The following is a 14,688-nucleotide window of genomic DNA, read 5'->3' on the forward strand; positions in this document are numbered from 1 at the left end:
GCACTGTGCTTTTTTATATTTAAGGACCGTACTTATTTTTTCTTTTTCTTCACAACTTGTGTGTTTTTAGCTGATTTTGGCTTTTTTTCTTGTTCAAACTTTTTAATCAATGGTGCAACTTCTGCTTTTGCTTTTTTGCCATATACAACATTCGCTACGTGTGTTTGAACCACTAAGAATGCGGCAGAAACTGACCAATACAAACCTAATGCCGCAGCAGAACTTAACGAAATCCAAACAATCATGATTGGAGATATAATCATCATCATGTATCCCATTTGTCGTTGTTCAGGTGGCATATTAAAACTTGAAACATAAGCTTGAATAAAGTAAAGAACACCGGCAATAATGGTAATCCAAATATCAGGCTTGTCTAAATGGAACCATAGAAAATCCGAATACTTAGTTATGCCGCCACCAGATGGATATTTTAATACAAAGAACAGTGCCATAATAATCGGCATTTGTAAAATAAGAGGCAAACATCCCAACATACTGGCCATTGGATTCATATTGTACTTTTTATAAACTTGCATCATTTCTTGGTTGGCAGCCAATTTATCTTCTTGTGTACGTGCACGTTTTACTTTTTCTTGCGCTTCTGTAATTTCCGGCTTAGCTATTTTCATTTTCTCACGCATCATATGCATGTTTTTGTAATTAGACAACATAAAAGGTAAGAGTACAACACGCACCGCTAATACAATAATAATGATAGCTAAGCCATAATTATCACCTAATGTATGACCTAACCAGTGTATAAGTTTATCCATAGGTTGGACAAAGGTATTAAAAAAGAAACCGTCTCGGTTTTCAGGCTTACTATAATCACATCCAGCTAAAAATAAGACTACGCCTAGAAGCGTTGTCAGTAAAGCTTTGTTCTTCATTTTTCCACCTCTAAAGTAATATTCACATAAATGATATTTTATCATAGAAATTGGAATGGTGGAAATATATTCAAACATAAAAATGATTTTATTTGAAATATTGCATATAACGATTCACAGAGTTTTCAATATTTGTACTGTGTGTGATTGACGAAATTGTTGCGATACCATCGGCACCATTTTTAATAATAGACAACACATTTTCTTCAGTTATCCCACCTATAGCCACGATAGGAATATTTTCATCATATTCTCTCATCCGACGAATCATTTCAACACCGCCAGGTTTTTTGGCATCGCTTTTTGAACTCGTTTCATAGACAGGACCGACACCAATATAATCAACATGTGTTAAATCAGATTGATCATACTCTTCAAAGTCACCTACACTCAATCCTATAATTTTGTTTTTGAGCTTAGAATAGAATGAGGCTATTTTTTCATCATCTTGTCCTACATGGACACCATCAGCATCAATTTCTATCGCCAAATTAATATCATCATTGACGATGAAAGGCACTTTATAGGCACGACATAACCTTTGCAACTCTATAGCCTTCAACTTTTTCTCATTGCCTGATAGAGAAGAGGGTCCTTTTTCACGAAATTGGAACATTGTAATACCCGCCTCTAACGCTTCTTTAAGTATCGACTCAAGACTGCCCTCTTTCACATCTTGTGTTCCGGCAATAAAATAAATACGTAATTGCTTTCGATCAAAACCCATTTTAAATCACTTCTCTCTTTTTGATCTCTAATTGGTAAGATTCAGCAGATGTTTGATTCAATGCATCAATAAAAGCGACAAGAAAAGTCCCTGGTAAATCTGCGCCTTCTCTAAGCTCAGCCTGTTCTGCAGCAATATTATAGAAAGATACTGCTTGTGTCAGCTGTTCAATTGAAGGTGTTTCTTTTCCTAATAAAAAGCTTGCAATCACACCTCCAAGTAAACATCCAGCTCCTGTGATTTTAGTAAGGAGCGGCGTACCATTAGATAACGTAACAATACCCTCTTTTTGAATAATAACATCGACTTGGCCAGAAATAACGATGGCAGTTTGATACTTTTTATACGCTTCTTGTGCGATTGTTACAACATCGATATCATCCGCACTATCCGTACCTTTCATCGTTGTTGTCGTATCGACTAAAGTCATTATTTCAGATGCATTACCTTTAATAACCGATATATCTATTTCCTCTAAGAAGCGTTGACAAAAATCTTTTCTAAATTGAGATGCGCCCACTGCAACCGGATCGAACACTACAGGCACGCCCTTCTTATTGGCTGTTTTTGCGATTTTTAACATGTCTTCACCGCGTTGTTTTGTCAATGTCCCAATATTAATTAATAACGCTTGCGCTACATTAAAAAAATCATCTGCTTCTTCCGGTGCTTCACTCATTGCAGGGCTTGCACCGACACTAATCAAACCGTTAGCCGTAAAGTTTTTAACAACATCATTTGTGTAACAAACAACTAAAGGATGTTGTGCTCTTAACTTTGATAAAAAATTCATATTAATCCCACCCATTGATTTTTTCATATGCAAAATGGTTCACCGGGCCACGCCCTTTTCCTATCTCAGGCGTATGTTTAATTGCCAACGAAATATATTTTTTCGCTTTAGCTACAGCCTCGAAAACCGACTTTCCTTTTGCTAATTCTGCTGTAATGACTGCCGAAAAAGTACAACCTGTCCCATGTGTGTGTTGTGTTGGGAAACGTTCACTTTTAAATTCATAGTGACCCTCTTTAGTAAATAAATGGTCAATAGCATCACCTTCTAAATGGCCACCTTTAATAATGACACCTTTAGAACCAATTTCTTGGATAAAATATTGACCTGCACGAAGAATTTTTTCTTCACTATCAATTGTCATTTGAACAATTTCTTCAGCTTCAGGAAGATTAGGTGTTGCAACATCTGCATAGGGTAATAATGATTCTTTTAAACTCTGACGTACACTTTGTTCCATTAATGAATCCCCACTTTTGGCGACCATCACGGGATCTATGACATAAGGAATATCAATCTTTTTCAAATAAATTTCGATTACTTCCATCATTTCCGGTGTAGGTATCATACCCGTTTTTAATGCATGTGGCTTTTCATCATTAAATACACTTTCTAATTGTTCTTCCAGCCATGCAGCATCTAAATTATGGATATGCTGAACACCTAAAGAATTTTGCGCTACAATACTTGTGATTGCTGCCATGCCATAAACGCCACAGGAATGAAAAGATTTCAAGTCTGCCATTGCACCTGCGCCACCACTAGGATCCGTACCTGCAATTGTTAAAGCTATTTTTGGTTTTTCCATTTTTTACCCTCCAAATTCCCATTGTTCTAAATGATATGACATATTAAAGAAACGGCGTTCATGAGTCGTACTTTGTAGAAAGTTTTGTCGTAAAGTTTTTTGAACTTGAGTAGAACTCGTTTCTGCATATTCATCTAACCATCGTTGAATGTATGACATTAAAGTGTCCATTTCTTGTGCATAAAATGCAAACCATGATTTCAATGGGTTTGAATTTGAAAAATCGTACTGTGCCATTGCACGTTTGCCAAGTTGTTGATAAACATATGGACATGGTGCCATAGCGGCAATCGTATATGCTACATTATCAAATGCAAAAGCATTGTAATACATATGTTTAATGTAATGATCAGCAGAGGGATACCATTCCCCCTCAGCGATTATCGATTGATAATCTTCACCTACAAAATCAGCTAAAATATGATGTGGTTCCACTTCTCCTGAGCTTGCAAATTGAATTTGTTCAGTCAAAAATTGTATTTCTTCTTTTGAATTGACTTTAGGTATTAACAACGCGTATATTTTCGCAAACTCATTTAAATAGCGGGCGTCTGCACGTAAATAATGCTTAACTGCTGCTTTAGGAATTTGCCCTGTAATTAGCCCTTGGATAAAATCATCATTATAAATATGCTCAATAATTGGCTCTGCCTCTTGCATTAACCGTTCAGAAAATGTCATTTTTTATTCTCCTTTGATATGAAAAAAGACCACTAAGAAAAGCAGCCTTGATAACATACCACGGTGAATGATGTTATACCGCTACTTCCCTACGTTGGTATCAACCAAATCAGGTTCGAAGGGTCTGAATTGCCATTCATCTCAGCCTTAAGGCGCCCCTAGTAGTCTTATTTATTTATACTTAATGTATCAAAAAGACTGTTTAATTTCAATTAGAGTCGACTTTTATTCTGAATATTCTATTTTAATAGTTTGATTAACCAATTATCAGCATGAACCTGTTGTTCTACTATTTGATACCGTTACTTATGTATTCTTCGCAGTTGATGTCTGGGTTGCGCTTTTCGCTTTTTAGCTCGGCGCAACCCTAGTCATCTTTGCCGGGGTGGGACGACGAAATCTATAGATTTCTGTCCCACTCCCATTCAAAAATAATATTTGGGAATGTCTTTGAAGGTAAATGAATAAGATCAGTTAAATGATTGTGTGAGGTAAATTCGATTATATTTTGTAAGGGGAAATATAATTTGAGAAGGTTGATTTTGAAAGCATAGTGGGTGATAAATCATAGATATTTAAATTTGTGTTGGGCTTGTTAGGTTTTCACATGTTGATCTCATTTGAGTGGGAATTAAGGGATAAAATTGTGTAACGAGGAGTTCCGTAGCATAACGTTTTTCATCATTATGAAAAAACCGTCTTGTTTGAATTTGTCCGCTGATTGCTACGATGATGTCTTCTTTAAAAACTTCTTTAATTTGAATTGCCACTTCTCCATAAGCTTTGCAGTTTAAAAAGTCATACATAGGTCGTTGGTTGCGACTTAAATAATTACGTGTAACTTTGACTGAAAAAGTTATAAAGTGACTGTCTTCTTTTTCATAATGCTGGGGCGGACGATTTATACAACCGATTGCTTGAAATTGGTTAATTGAGCTCACCTCCTATATCCGTAATATAGTCGGTTTATTACAATAAAACAATGTTCAATAAATTAAAAACAACCGTGCAATCCCATTTAAAAGTTCAAGCAGGTAAAGAATTTTTTTACTTTTTGAGTTATAATAAGCGATGAATCCATTTTTTCGAAAAGTTCTTTAATCTTTTAAGGGGTTGGTTGAATGAAAACATTTAAGGCTGTCCGCTTCCAAATCGTTTCTGAAAACAGTACTGTGACAGAATATGAACTGATAGATGGCGTTATTATTAATAAAGAAAATAGTGGAACTGGTTGGTTATTGGAAATTGTCATTTCCGATGTGCATCAGGAACAAATGGAACAATATATGGCAGAAGAAAAGTTATTAGACATTCGTGTCGTCATTACACGCCCTTCCAATGATCCTGCGTTATTTGATGCAACTATCAAACATATTACACCTTTAAAAGAGTATATCTCTGTCGTATTTGAATGTCACATCTATACATTGCGACAAGTTTACGCGGAAAGTTTACTTGAGCAATTAGTGAATGAAGGTCTTGAAGGTGATGAATTAATCACAACATTTAACCGTATGATGCAATCAAAACCACGTTTAAAAGACGAACGGCAATAGTGCAAGATTTATCATTTTCGACAACGACTTTTCGTAAAAATTAAACGTAGCAGAAATAATAAAATGAATAAAACATCTCAAATTTATTTGAACAAGAAGAATATCGTCGTTTCTTCAAATAAAAGTAGATGTCTAGGTTACACTTGATTCAAGCTGTTCATCACCCAGACATCTACTTTTTTATATTGGACATTCCTCATGTCATTATATTTAATTTTTAATTAAGCATTAGGATCTTGCAATGCGAATGTCAATTCACAACTACATGCAATTTGGCCATCAACTGTTGCTTTAGCAGTTCCTTTTCCTATCGGTCCTTTAATTTTTGTGATTTCTACTTCTAATCGTAGCGTATCTCCAGGGACCACTTGCTTTTTAAAACGACATTTATCTATACCAGCAAATAGGGCTAACTTCCCTTTATTCTCCTCACTATTAAGCATAGCGACAGCACCTGTTTGTGCTAAAGCTTCTGTAATCAAGACACCTGGCATAACTGCATATTCTGGAAAATGACCTTGGAAAAATGGTTCATTACCTGAAACTTGTTTAATTCCCACACAACGTTGACCCGGCTCATATTCAACAACTTTATCTATCAACAAAAAGGGTTGACGGTGCGGTATAATATTTTTTATTTCATTATAATCAAAGATGGTTTCCATTAATCTTCTCCTCCAATTGTTTCAAATATATGATGCCAAAAACTCAAATCAAACATTTTAATGACGTTGTCATGGTTAATGATAAAGCCTGTCATGATTCCCACAAAAAATAAAATCACAGCAACAATTACAAAAAGAATCAATTTAGCACTGAGTGAATGCGTCAGGACTTGTAACCAGTTATTTCGCTTAGTCATTAACTCTTTCAATTTGAGCACCTAATGATTTAAGCTTTCCATGAAAATTCACATAACCACGATCAAGGTGTTTCAGCTCAGTTACTGTTGTTTCTCCATCTGCCACAAGGCCAGCTAAAATTAAAGCTGCTGCTGCACGTAAATCGGTTGCTTTGACTTGCGCACCTTGCAACTCACTTTTGCCTTCTATTTTTGCACTACGGCCTTCAACTGATATTTTAGCATTCATACGCTTGAATTCACCCACATGCATAAAACGGTTTTCAAACACCGTTTCAGTGATGACTTTATGGCCTTCAGCTGTTAAAAGCAGTGCCATCATTTGTGATTGCATATCTGTCGGGAAACCTGGGTGAGGGAGTGTTTTAACATCAACTGGCTGTAATTGTTCTGGTGCAGTTACACGAATACCATCCTCTTGATATTCGAGGTTTACACCCATTTCTTCCAATTTATAGACTAAACTTGTCATGTGCTCTTTAATTGCACCTTTAACCAATACATCGCCTCTCGTAATAGCAGCAGCAATCATCAGTGTTCCCGCTTCAATACGATCAGGGATAATTGAATGTTGGACCCCTTTTAATGATTCAACACCGTTAATAATAATAGTATCTGTGCCTGCACCTTTAACATCCCCGCCCATTTCATTAATGTAATTTGCGAGGTCGACAATTTCAGGTTCTCTTGCAACATTTTCAATGACTGTACGTCCTTTTGCCAAGGTTGCTGCCATAATCACATTTTGTGTTGCGCCTACACTTGGAAAATCAAAATGGATCTCATTTCCAACTAAACCTTGAGGCGCTTCAGCATAAATATAACCTGCTTCTTGATATATTTTGGCACCTAATGCTTCAAGTCCTTTTAAGTGTTGCTCTATCGGACGCGAACCGATTGCACACCCTCCAGGTAATGCTACTTTTGCACGTCCTAATCTTGCTAATAAAGGTCCCATAACAAGGATGCTAGCTCTCATTTTACTCACATATTCATAAGGGGCTTCTTCATTTAAATCTTTAGAAGCATCAACTGTTACTGATTGCTTTTTTTCGTGATATTTCACTTTAGCATTTAAAACACTAAGTACGTTGTTAATTGTTTCGACATCACTTAAAGCAGGTACGTTAAGTAATTCACTTTTCCCTTTGCTTGCTAATAATGAAGCTGTAATAATCGGTAGGACTGCATTTTTAGCCCCCTCTACCGTTACTTCACCTTTAAGCGTTTGACCGCCTTTAACAATAATTCTATCCATCTTCATTAATCCTCCACTAGTTTACAACTCTGTTCTATTTTTTTAATTGGTCACTACTTGAGCAAATACACCTGTTATTAGCTATTTAACTTATTTATTTTATTTTAAACATCATGATTTGAATTTTTAAAATAAATATCTGATTTGCGTAGAAAAATGTAGTAAATCAATAATAAAATTACTTACGCTTGTGCCTAATAAAATTGCTGCAAAAATCATAATGACTTGAACTTGCATAGGATATCCTTTTTTAAAAAACTGATCTAGCCTAATTGCATTTAAGCCCCAATAAGCAATACAAATACACAGCACGTGCGTTAAAATATGTGCGATAGCAAATTGACCCATATAATCCATATTGTTACTTTGCTCCTTCACAATTTCATTCTCTTCATTAATTCTACATGATTTATAGTACAATTCATACTATTAGCGCCTTATACAAACACACTTTTTCTATAATAGCTTTGAAATGAAATATAATGGACAATAATAGTTTTAGAGACTTATGATTGCTAGATTGCAGCATTGATACCATTATAAAAAGCTCGATGTGTGGATAGATACACATCGAGCTTTTTATTGTTAGCTCGTAAAAGCCAACTACTTGTATTTAGCAACTTCGATACGGTTATCAGCACGTTGCAATGCACGTTCTGCACGTTTTAAATCCGTATCTGATTGATCTCCTTCAAGATAAAAAGTTGCACGTTGCTTTGCTGATTTTGCACGCTCTAAGTCAATATCTTCTGCTGATTCAGCAGCTTGTGCTAAAATATTTACTTTTTCATGTCTAATCTCAGCAAACCCTTCTGTTACAGCGATATAATCTGCTTTACCATCTTTAGTCACTTTGATATGACCGATTCTTAATGGTGTAACCGTCGGAATGTGACCGTACATCACACCCATCTCGCCTGCTGTTGTTTGTAAGACAACGATTTCTACGTTCTCTTCTTTATAAACAGAACCATTAGGAGTGACGATATCTAAGGTTAATGTATTCATTATCCAAGCCTCCTAATTTGTATTAAACTTCTACACCCATGTCTTTTGCTTTCGCAATCACGTCATCAATGCCACCCACTAAGCGGAATGCATCTTCAGGAATATGGTCATACTTACCATCTAAAATTGCTTTGAAGTCTTGTACAGTTTGTTTAACAGGGACGTAAGATCCTTTTTGACCTGTAAATTGTTCAGCAACATGGAAGTTTTGTGATAAGAAGAATTGGATACGACGCGCACGTTCAACAGTTTTCTTATCTTCATCTGACAATTCATCCATACCTAAAATAGCAATGATGTCTTGTAATTCACGGTATTTTTGTAAAGTAGATTGAACTTGTCGTGCAACATCATAGTGTTCTTGTCCAACTACAGTCGGTTCAAGCGCACGTGACGTTGAAGCTAATGGGTCCACAGCTGGGTAGATACCCATTTCACTAAGTTTACGTTCCAAGTTTGTTGTTGCATCTAAGTGCGCGAAAGCTGTAGCTGGCGCTGGGTCAGTATAGTCATCGGCTGGTACGAATACCGCTTGAATTGATGTAACAGAACCTTTATTTGTAGATGTAATACGTTCTTGTAATTGACCCATCTCAGTCGCTAACGTTGGTTGATAACCTACTGCTGAAGGCATCCGGCCTAATAATGCTGATACTTCTGAACCTGCTTGTGTAAAACGGAAAATATTGTCGATAAACAATAATACGTCTTGTCCTTGTTCATCACGGAAATATTCAGCCATAGTTAAACCTGATAATGCAACACGCATACGTGCACCAGGTGGCTCGTTCATTTGTCCGAATACCATCGCTGTTTTAGCAATAACACCACTATCTTTCATTTCATAGTATAAGTCATTACCTTCACGTGTACGTTCACCAACACCGGCAAATACTGAAATACCACCGTGCTCTTGAGCGATATTGTTAATTAATTCTTGAATTAATACGGTTTTACCTACACCGGCACCACCAAATAATCCAATTTTACCACCTTTTATGTAAGGTGCTAGTAAGTCTACAACTTTAATTCCAGTTTCTAAAATTTCTACTTCTGTAGAAAGTTCATCAAATTGAGGTGCTGAACGGTGAATCGGGTCACGACGTACTGAAGCGTCAACTTCACTTTCTAAGTCAATATGTTCACCTAAAACATTGAAGACACGTCCAAGTGTTGCATCTCCTACTGGTACGCTAATTGGTGCGCCAGTATCTTTTACTTCTGAACCACGTTGAACACCATCTGTAGAGTCCATTGCGATTGTACGTACAACATCGTCACCTAAATGAAGAGCGACCTCTAAAGTTAAACTCTCAGTTTCACCATCTCTTGCCACTTCGATGATAAGTGCGTTGTTAATATTTGGAATTTCATTATGTTCAAAACGCACGTCAATAACTGGCCCCATGACCTGAGTTACACGGCCTAATCCCATGTTTCTTCCTCCTTATAATCAAATTATTCTAACGCTGCTGAACCACCAACAATTTCAGTGATTTGTTGTGTAATGGCTGCTTGTCGCGCACGGTTAAATTGTAATGATAAATCATCAATCATTTCTGCTGCATTATCAGAGGCATTCTTCATCGCATTCATACGAGATGCATGTTCACTCGCCTTAGCATCAAGAATCGTGCCATATATTAAGCTCTCAATATATTGAGGTAATAAGACTTTTAATATCGCTTCTTTATCTGGCTCAAATTCATATGATGATAACGCGCCATGCCCTAAGCTCGAATCCTCAGGAGATAATGGTAATAATTTTTTACTTCTTGGTTTATTTTCAATTACACTCATGTAATGGCTATAGTAGACATGTAATTCATCAATACGTTCTTCTGCGTATAAGTCAACAGCGCGTTTAGCTATAGCTTGAATGGCTTTAAATGAAGGCTGATCTGGAATATCAGTTAATGTATTTTCAATCTCGTATCCTCTATTTTTTAAAAATGAAGCACCGATTTGTCCTAGCACAATAATACTGTATTCGTCAGAACTTTGATGTCGTTTTTCAATATCACGAATCATATGTTTTAAAACGTTGGCACTGTATGCACCTGCAAGGCCTCGGTCACTTGTAATAACCATATAACCAACACGTTTCACTTCACGTTCAACAAGCATAGGATGGGTGTTATTCGTATTCGCACCCGCAATCGCTGTAATCGCATCTTCCATTTTTTCCATATAAGGTCGAAATGTTTTTGCATTTTTTTCAGCTTTACGCAATTTCGAACTAGAAACCATGTTCATCGCGTTTGTAATTTGCTTCGTCTTTTTCGTTGATTTTATACGAGAATCAATTTCTTTTAATGAAGCCACTATCTCACCACCTTATCTATTTTAATGATCGATTATTCTTCTGAAACTTTGAATCCTTTTTTGAATTCCGTAATTGCTGCTTCAAATTTATCATCTGCAGGCAATCCGCCAGTTTCACGAATTTCAGTGAAGATATCATTAGCATTTGATTTTGTCCATTCAATTATTTCACTTTCAAAGCGTGTAATATCAACAACTGGAATATCGTCTAAATAGCCACGTGTTAATGCGTAAATGATTAACACTTGATGTTCAACTGGTAATGGCTTGTTTTGATCTTGTTTAAGTACTTCAACTGTACGCTTACCACGCTCTAATTTACGGGCTGTTGCTTCATCAAGGTCAGATCCAAACTGAGCGAATGACTCTAATTCACGATAAGAAGCCAAGTCTAAACGTAATGTACCAGCAACTTTTTTCATTGCTTTAATTTGTGCAGAACCCCCTACACGTGATACTGAAAGACCTGCATTAATCGCTGGTCGAATACCTGAGAAGAACAAGTCTGATTGTAAGAAAATTTGACCATCTGTGATCGAAATAACGTTTGTTGGGACATAAGCAGAAATGTCACCTGCTTGTGTTTCAACGAATGGTAAGGCAGTGATTGAACCGCCACCTAAATCATCATTTAATTTCGCCGCACGTTCTAATAAACGACTGTGTAAGTAGAACACATCACCTGGATAAGCTTCACGACCTGGTGGACGACGTAATAATAATGATAACTCACGGTATGCAGCTGCTTGTTTTGTTAAATCATCATATACGATTAAAACATGTTTACCGTTAAACATGAATTCTTCAGCCATAGATACACCTGCATACGGTGCGATGTATAACATTGGAGCTGGTTGAGCTGCAGAAGCAGAAACAACAATTGTGTAATCTAAAGCTCCAGCTTGACGTAATTTTTCAACGGCTGCACGTACTGTTGATTCTTTTTGACCAATCGCAACATAGACACAAATCATGTCTTGATCTTTTTGGTTCAAAATCGTATCAATGGCAACTGTAGTTTTACCAGTTTGACGGTCACCAATAATCAATTCACGTTGACCACGACCAATTGGAACAAGCGCATCAATTGCTTTGATACCTGTTTGTAATGGTTCGTCAACAGATTTACGTGCCATAACACCTGTTGCTTTTTTCTCGATAGGGCGTGTTTTTGTCGAATTTATTGGACCTTGTCCGTCGATAGGTTGTCCTAATGAGTTTACGACACGACCGATTAATTCTTCACCTACTGGAACCTCCATAATTCGTCCAGTACGTTTTACTTCGTCGCCTTCTTTAATTTCATCATAAGGACCTAAAATTACGACACCCACGTTTGTTTCTTCTAAGTTTTGTGCCAGTCCAAGTACGCCGTTATGGAATTCTAATAATTCACCAGCCATAACGTCGTTTAATCCGTGAACTAATGCAATACCGTCACCAATTTGAATAACTGTACCTACATCTGTTACAGACATTTCTGACTCATAGTTTTCAATTTGTGAGCGAAGTAATGCACTAATTTCTTCAGCTTTTATGGCCATCTATGTCACTCCTCCATTTAATCTAATTAATGTGCTCTGTTAAACTTTTTAATAAGTTGATTTAAATCATTTTGTACACTGCCATCGTAGACCTTAGTCCCAATTTTAACGCGCACGCCACCAATGAGGGATTCATTGATATCAGCATGAATGATTAAATCTTTAAGTCCTGTACGATTTAACAATGCATTTTTAACTTGCATCAATTCATCATCTGTTAAAGATGTTGCTGATTCCACATATGCATCTGCTAAACCATGGAAGTTATAATACTGCGCTTCAAATGCTTTAAATATTGCAATAAGCAAATGTAAGTTTCGGTGTGATCCAATGATTTTTAATGTATTCAATAAGTATGGATGTACACCTTTAAACACGTTCTCTACGATATGATATCGATCTGCAATTGTAATTTTAGGCTCGTAATCGATACCTTTTAAATAATCAATTTGACTTTGGATCGCCGTATTAATTTCCGTAAATTCATCGTAAACTTCTGTTAACACATTTTGATCGATCGCAACATCAAAAAGTGCTTGGGCATATTTTTGAGCAACGTCAGCCATTACTTATCCCCTACCTCTTTAACATACTTCTCTATTAAAGCTTTTTGATCTTGTTCAGAGATTTCTTTACGCAATACTTTCGATGCAATCAGTACTGAAAGTTCAGAAACTTGATTGTTAATTTCTGCCAATGCACGTTCTTTTTCACTCTTAATTTCACTTTGGGCTGTTTCAATCATACCGTTAGCACGTTGGTTAGCCTCGTGAATAATCTCTTCTTGCTGACGTTGAGCTTGAACTTTAGCATCTTCAAGAATTTTATGCACTTCGTCTTGTGTTTCTTTTAATTTTTGTCTATTTTCTTCTTCTAAACGTTGAGCATTCATTTTTGCACGTTCTGCATCATCAATATCTTGATTAATCGAACGCTCACGATCGTCCATGACTTTTTTAAGTGGTCCCCAAGCAAACTTTTTCAATAGCGCAAGCAAGATAATAAACGTTACCACTGTAACGATAATATCACCAATATTTACGCCAGTTGCAGCTGCAAAGGTAAATAAATTAGCAGTCACTATGATGTACACTCCTTTCAACCATTTCATCTATTAAACAATAAAAACGAACGGCGAAAGTCTAATCAATACTAGACCTCGCCTATGACACATGTTACGCATGTATTGTAGGGCAACACACATGTTTTGAAAATGTCGTGCGTCTAATTTGCGCTGTTATTAAATGAATAAAACGATGAATGTAATAACAACCCCGATGATAGGAAGTGCCTCAACTAAACCAATACCAATGAACATGATTGACATTAATTGTGTACGTGCTTCTGGTTGACGTGCTACACCTTCGACTGTTCTAGAAACGATTAAACCGTTACCGATACCTGCACCTAATGCTGATAAACCAATTGCGATTGCTGCTGCGATTAAATTCATTATATAAATCCTCCTAAAAGTGTTTTTAAATTTAAATTTAAATTAATTTTATTTTAATGGTCGTCAAGCACTTTGTGTGACATATAAACCATTGCTAACATTAAAAAGATATAGGCTTGGATTGAGCCTACAAAGATTGAGAAACCTTGCCAAACAATTAAACCAGGAATACCTATTAAGAAGCCAAAAGCAACTCCTGTCGTCGCTTTTGCAAGCAAACCTAATAATATTTCACCCGCATATATGTTACCGTATAAACGAAGACCGAGTGTTAGTGTTGATGCAAACTCTTCGAAAACATTGATTGGCAACAATGCAAGGTATGGTTGACCATAACCTTTTAGATAGTTTTTTGTACCACGCATTTTAACACCATAGTAATGCGTTAACAGAACCATCATCGTTGCGAGTGTTAAAGTGACATGCGGATCTGCTGTAGGTGACTTCCACCATAAATAATGGTTATTTATAAACTGCAATGGAAGCCCTAGCATGTTCGCCACAAAAATAAATAGTATTAAAGTGACTGCTAAGAAGTGAAATTGTCCACCTTTCGACCAAGCCATATTACTTTCGATAATTCCTCGAACAAAATCAAAAACCCATTCAATGAAGTTTTGTGCACCTTTAGGTCTCTTCTGGAGATTGCGTGTACATAAGACTGCAATAATAAACACTATGACTGCTGTAATAATCAACATCATAATTGTAGATAAGTTGAAATTAATGTCCACTCCGAGAAAATTCCATGTCACCACGGGTTGTTTATGATCCATTCTTGAT

19 protein-coding genes and 1 riboswitch are annotated in these 14,688 nt (G+C 36.4%); of the genes, 1 reads left to right on the top strand and 18 read right to left on the bottom strand.

The genetic code is table 11. The features are described 5' to 3' along the window. Nucleotides 1-32: 32 nt before the first annotated feature. The 6 genes from yidC to CD118_RS10365 form a co-directional block, all read right to left on the bottom strand. On the bottom strand, nt 33-890 hold the full coding sequence (gene yidC, locus CD118_RS10340; RefSeq protein WP_050330407.1) for a membrane protein insertase YidC: 858 nt from the start codon (nt 888-890) through the stop codon (nt 33-35). Nucleotides 891-978: 88 nt separating this feature from the next. Beyond that, the gene (gene thiE, locus CD118_RS10345) at nt 979-1,617 is read right to left on the bottom strand and encodes a thiamine phosphate synthase (RefSeq protein WP_103356672.1); all 639 of its coding nucleotides are present in this window, start codon (nt 1,615-1,617) and stop codon (nt 979-981) included. Nucleotide 1,618: 1 nt separating this feature from the next. Then, complete coding sequence (gene thiM / locus CD118_RS10350) at nt 1,619-2,410, bottom strand: hydroxyethylthiazole kinase (RefSeq protein ID WP_103356673.1); 792 nt, start codon at nt 2,408-2,410, stop codon at nt 1,619-1,621. Nucleotide 2,411: 1 nt separating this feature from the next. Further along, nucleotides 2,412-3,218: a bifunctional hydroxymethylpyrimidine kinase/phosphomethylpyrimidine kinase gene (gene thiD, locus CD118_RS10355; protein WP_060829596.1), complete on the bottom strand. Its 807-nt coding sequence runs from the start codon at nt 3,216-3,218 to the stop codon at nt 2,412-2,414. 3 nt (nt 3,219-3,221) lie between these two features. After that, a complete protein-coding gene (tenA, locus tag CD118_RS10360) occupies nt 3,222-3,899 on the bottom strand; it encodes a thiaminase II (protein ID WP_103356674.1) in 678 nt (225 codons plus the stop codon). 69 nt (nt 3,900-3,968) lie between these two features. Beyond that, a riboswitch (TPP riboswitch) is annotated at nt 3,969-4,069 on the bottom strand. A gap of 405 nt (nt 4,070-4,474) precedes the next feature. After that, a complete protein-coding gene (locus tag CD118_RS10365) occupies nt 4,475-4,840 on the bottom strand; it encodes a single-stranded DNA-binding protein (protein WP_060829594.1) in 366 nt (121 codons plus the stop codon). 180 nt (nt 4,841-5,020) lie between these two features. On the opposite strand from CD118_RS10365, the gene CD118_RS10370 reads away from it, so the two are divergent. Beyond that, on the top strand, nt 5,021-5,455 hold the full coding sequence (locus tag CD118_RS10370; RefSeq protein WP_050330398.1) for a YwpF-like family protein: 435 nt from the start codon (nt 5,021-5,023) through the stop codon (nt 5,453-5,455). A gap of 221 nt (nt 5,456-5,676) precedes the next feature. Here the strand turns inward: CD118_RS10370 and fabZ are convergent, their stop codons facing one another. From fabZ to atpB, 12 genes are all read right to left on the bottom strand, one after another. Next, nucleotides 5,677-6,120: a 3-hydroxyacyl-ACP dehydratase FabZ gene (gene fabZ, locus CD118_RS10375; RefSeq protein WP_016426460.1), complete on the bottom strand. Its 444-nt coding sequence runs from the start codon at nt 6,118-6,120 to the stop codon at nt 5,677-5,679. Next, nucleotides 6,120-6,329: a hypothetical protein gene (locus CD118_RS10380; protein ID WP_016426459.1), complete on the bottom strand. Its 210-nt coding sequence runs from the start codon at nt 6,327-6,329 to the stop codon at nt 6,120-6,122. Before CD118_RS10380 ends, fabZ begins: the two co-directional genes overlap by 1 nt. After that, nucleotides 6,310-7,575 carry a UDP-N-acetylglucosamine 1-carboxyvinyltransferase gene (gene murA / locus CD118_RS10385; protein WP_060829593.1) on the bottom strand — a complete coding sequence of 422 codons (1,266 nt, stop codon included), beginning with the start codon at nt 7,573-7,575 and terminating at the stop codon, nt 6,310-6,312. Before murA ends, CD118_RS10380 begins: the two co-directional genes overlap by 20 nt. 126 nt (nt 7,576-7,701) lie before the next feature. Then, the gene (locus CD118_RS10390; protein ID WP_060829592.1) at nt 7,702-7,932 is read right to left on the bottom strand and encodes a DUF1146 family protein; all 231 of its coding nucleotides are present in this window, start codon (nt 7,930-7,932) and stop codon (nt 7,702-7,704) included. A gap of 246 nt (nt 7,933-8,178) precedes the next feature. Continuing rightward, nucleotides 8,179-8,583: a F0F1 ATP synthase subunit epsilon gene (locus CD118_RS10395; protein WP_016426456.1), complete on the bottom strand. Its 405-nt coding sequence runs from the start codon at nt 8,581-8,583 to the stop codon at nt 8,179-8,181. A gap of 22 nt (nt 8,584-8,605) precedes the next feature. Beyond that, the gene (gene atpD / locus CD118_RS10400; RefSeq protein WP_050330393.1) at nt 8,606-10,018 is read right to left on the bottom strand and encodes a F0F1 ATP synthase subunit beta; all 1,413 of its coding nucleotides are present in this window, start codon (nt 10,016-10,018) and stop codon (nt 8,606-8,608) included. Nucleotides 10,019-10,041: 23 nt separating this feature from the next. Further along, the gene (gene atpG / locus CD118_RS10405; RefSeq protein ID WP_050330391.1) at nt 10,042-10,908 is read right to left on the bottom strand and encodes an ATP synthase F1 subunit gamma; all 867 of its coding nucleotides are present in this window, start codon (nt 10,906-10,908) and stop codon (nt 10,042-10,044) included. A 32-nt stretch (nt 10,909-10,940) separates the two neighbouring features. Next, a complete protein-coding gene (gene atpA / locus CD118_RS10410; RefSeq protein ID WP_016426453.1) occupies nt 10,941-12,452 on the bottom strand; it encodes a F0F1 ATP synthase subunit alpha in 1,512 nt (503 codons plus the stop codon). A 26-nt stretch (nt 12,453-12,478) separates the two neighbouring features. Next, entirely contained in the window at nt 12,479-13,018 is a 540-nt protein-coding gene (locus CD118_RS10415; RefSeq protein WP_050330390.1) for a F0F1 ATP synthase subunit delta, read from the bottom strand. Beyond that, a complete protein-coding gene (locus CD118_RS10420; RefSeq protein ID WP_103356679.1) occupies nt 13,018-13,539 on the bottom strand; it encodes a F0F1 ATP synthase subunit B in 522 nt (173 codons plus the stop codon). The genes CD118_RS10415 and CD118_RS10420 overlap by 1 nt, the downstream gene beginning before the upstream one ends. A 153-nt stretch (nt 13,540-13,692) precedes the next feature. After that, entirely contained in the window at nt 13,693-13,905 is a 213-nt protein-coding gene (gene atpE / locus CD118_RS10425) for a F0F1 ATP synthase subunit C (protein WP_014613343.1), read from the bottom strand. 53 nt (nt 13,906-13,958) lie between these two features. After that, nucleotides 13,959-14,681: a F0F1 ATP synthase subunit A gene (gene atpB, locus CD118_RS10430; protein WP_016426450.1), complete on the bottom strand. Its 723-nt coding sequence runs from the start codon at nt 14,679-14,681 to the stop codon at nt 13,959-13,961. Nucleotides 14,682-14,688: the final 7 nt, after the last annotated feature.

Source organism: Staphylococcus coagulans, from assembly GCF_002901995.1.
Taxonomy (GTDB): domain Bacteria; phylum Bacillota; class Bacilli; order Staphylococcales; family Staphylococcaceae; genus Staphylococcus; species Staphylococcus coagulans.

What these genes read in the sequence shown, in the direction of transcription:
- yidC (WP_050330407.1), bottom strand. Translation starts at nt 890, where the DNA reads ATGAAGAACAAAGCTTTACTGACAACGCTTCTAGGCGTAGTCTTATTT.
- thiE (WP_103356672.1), bottom strand. Translation starts at nt 1,617, where the DNA reads ATGGGTTTTGATCGAAAGCAATTACGTATTTATTTTATTGCCGGAACA.
- thiM (WP_103356673.1), bottom strand. Translation starts at nt 2,410, where the DNA reads ATGAATTTTTTATCAAAGTTAAGAGCACAACATCCTTTAGTTGTTTGT.
- thiD (WP_060829596.1), bottom strand. Translation starts at nt 3,218, where the DNA reads ATGGAAAAACCAAAAATAGCTTTAACAATTGCAGGTACGGATCCTAGT.
- tenA (WP_103356674.1), bottom strand. Translation starts at nt 3,899, where the DNA reads ATGACATTTTCTGAACGGTTAATGCAAGAGGCAGAGCCAATTATTGAG.
- CD118_RS10370 (WP_050330398.1), top strand. Translation starts at nt 5,021, where the DNA reads ATGAAAACATTTAAGGCTGTCCGCTTCCAAATCGTTTCTGAAAACAGT.
- fabZ (WP_016426460.1), bottom strand. Translation starts at nt 6,120, where the DNA reads ATGGAAACCATCTTTGATTATAATGAAATAAAAAATATTATACCGCAC.
- murA (WP_060829593.1), bottom strand. Translation starts at nt 7,575, where the DNA reads ATGGATAGAATTATTGTTAAAGGCGGTCAAACGCTTAAAGGTGAAGTA.
- CD118_RS10390 (WP_060829592.1), bottom strand. Translation starts at nt 7,932, where the DNA reads ATGGATTATATGGGTCAATTTGCTATCGCACATATTTTAACGCACGTG.
- CD118_RS10395 (WP_016426456.1), bottom strand. Translation starts at nt 8,583, where the DNA reads ATGAATACATTAACCTTAGATATCGTCACTCCTAATGGTTCTGTTTAT.
- atpD (WP_050330393.1), bottom strand. Translation starts at nt 10,018, where the DNA reads ATGGGATTAGGCCGTGTAACTCAGGTCATGGGGCCAGTTATTGACGTG.
- atpA (WP_016426453.1), bottom strand. Translation starts at nt 12,452, where the DNA reads ATGGCCATAAAAGCTGAAGAAATTAGTGCATTACTTCGCTCACAAATT.
- CD118_RS10415 (WP_050330390.1), bottom strand. Translation starts at nt 13,018, where the DNA reads ATGGCTGACGTTGCTCAAAAATATGCCCAAGCACTTTTTGATGTTGCG.
- atpE (WP_014613343.1), bottom strand. Translation starts at nt 13,905, where the DNA reads ATGAATTTAATCGCAGCAGCAATCGCAATTGGTTTATCAGCATTAGGT.
- atpB (WP_016426450.1), bottom strand. Translation starts at nt 14,681, where the DNA reads ATGGATCATAAACAACCCGTGGTGACATGGAATTTTCTCGGAGTGGAC.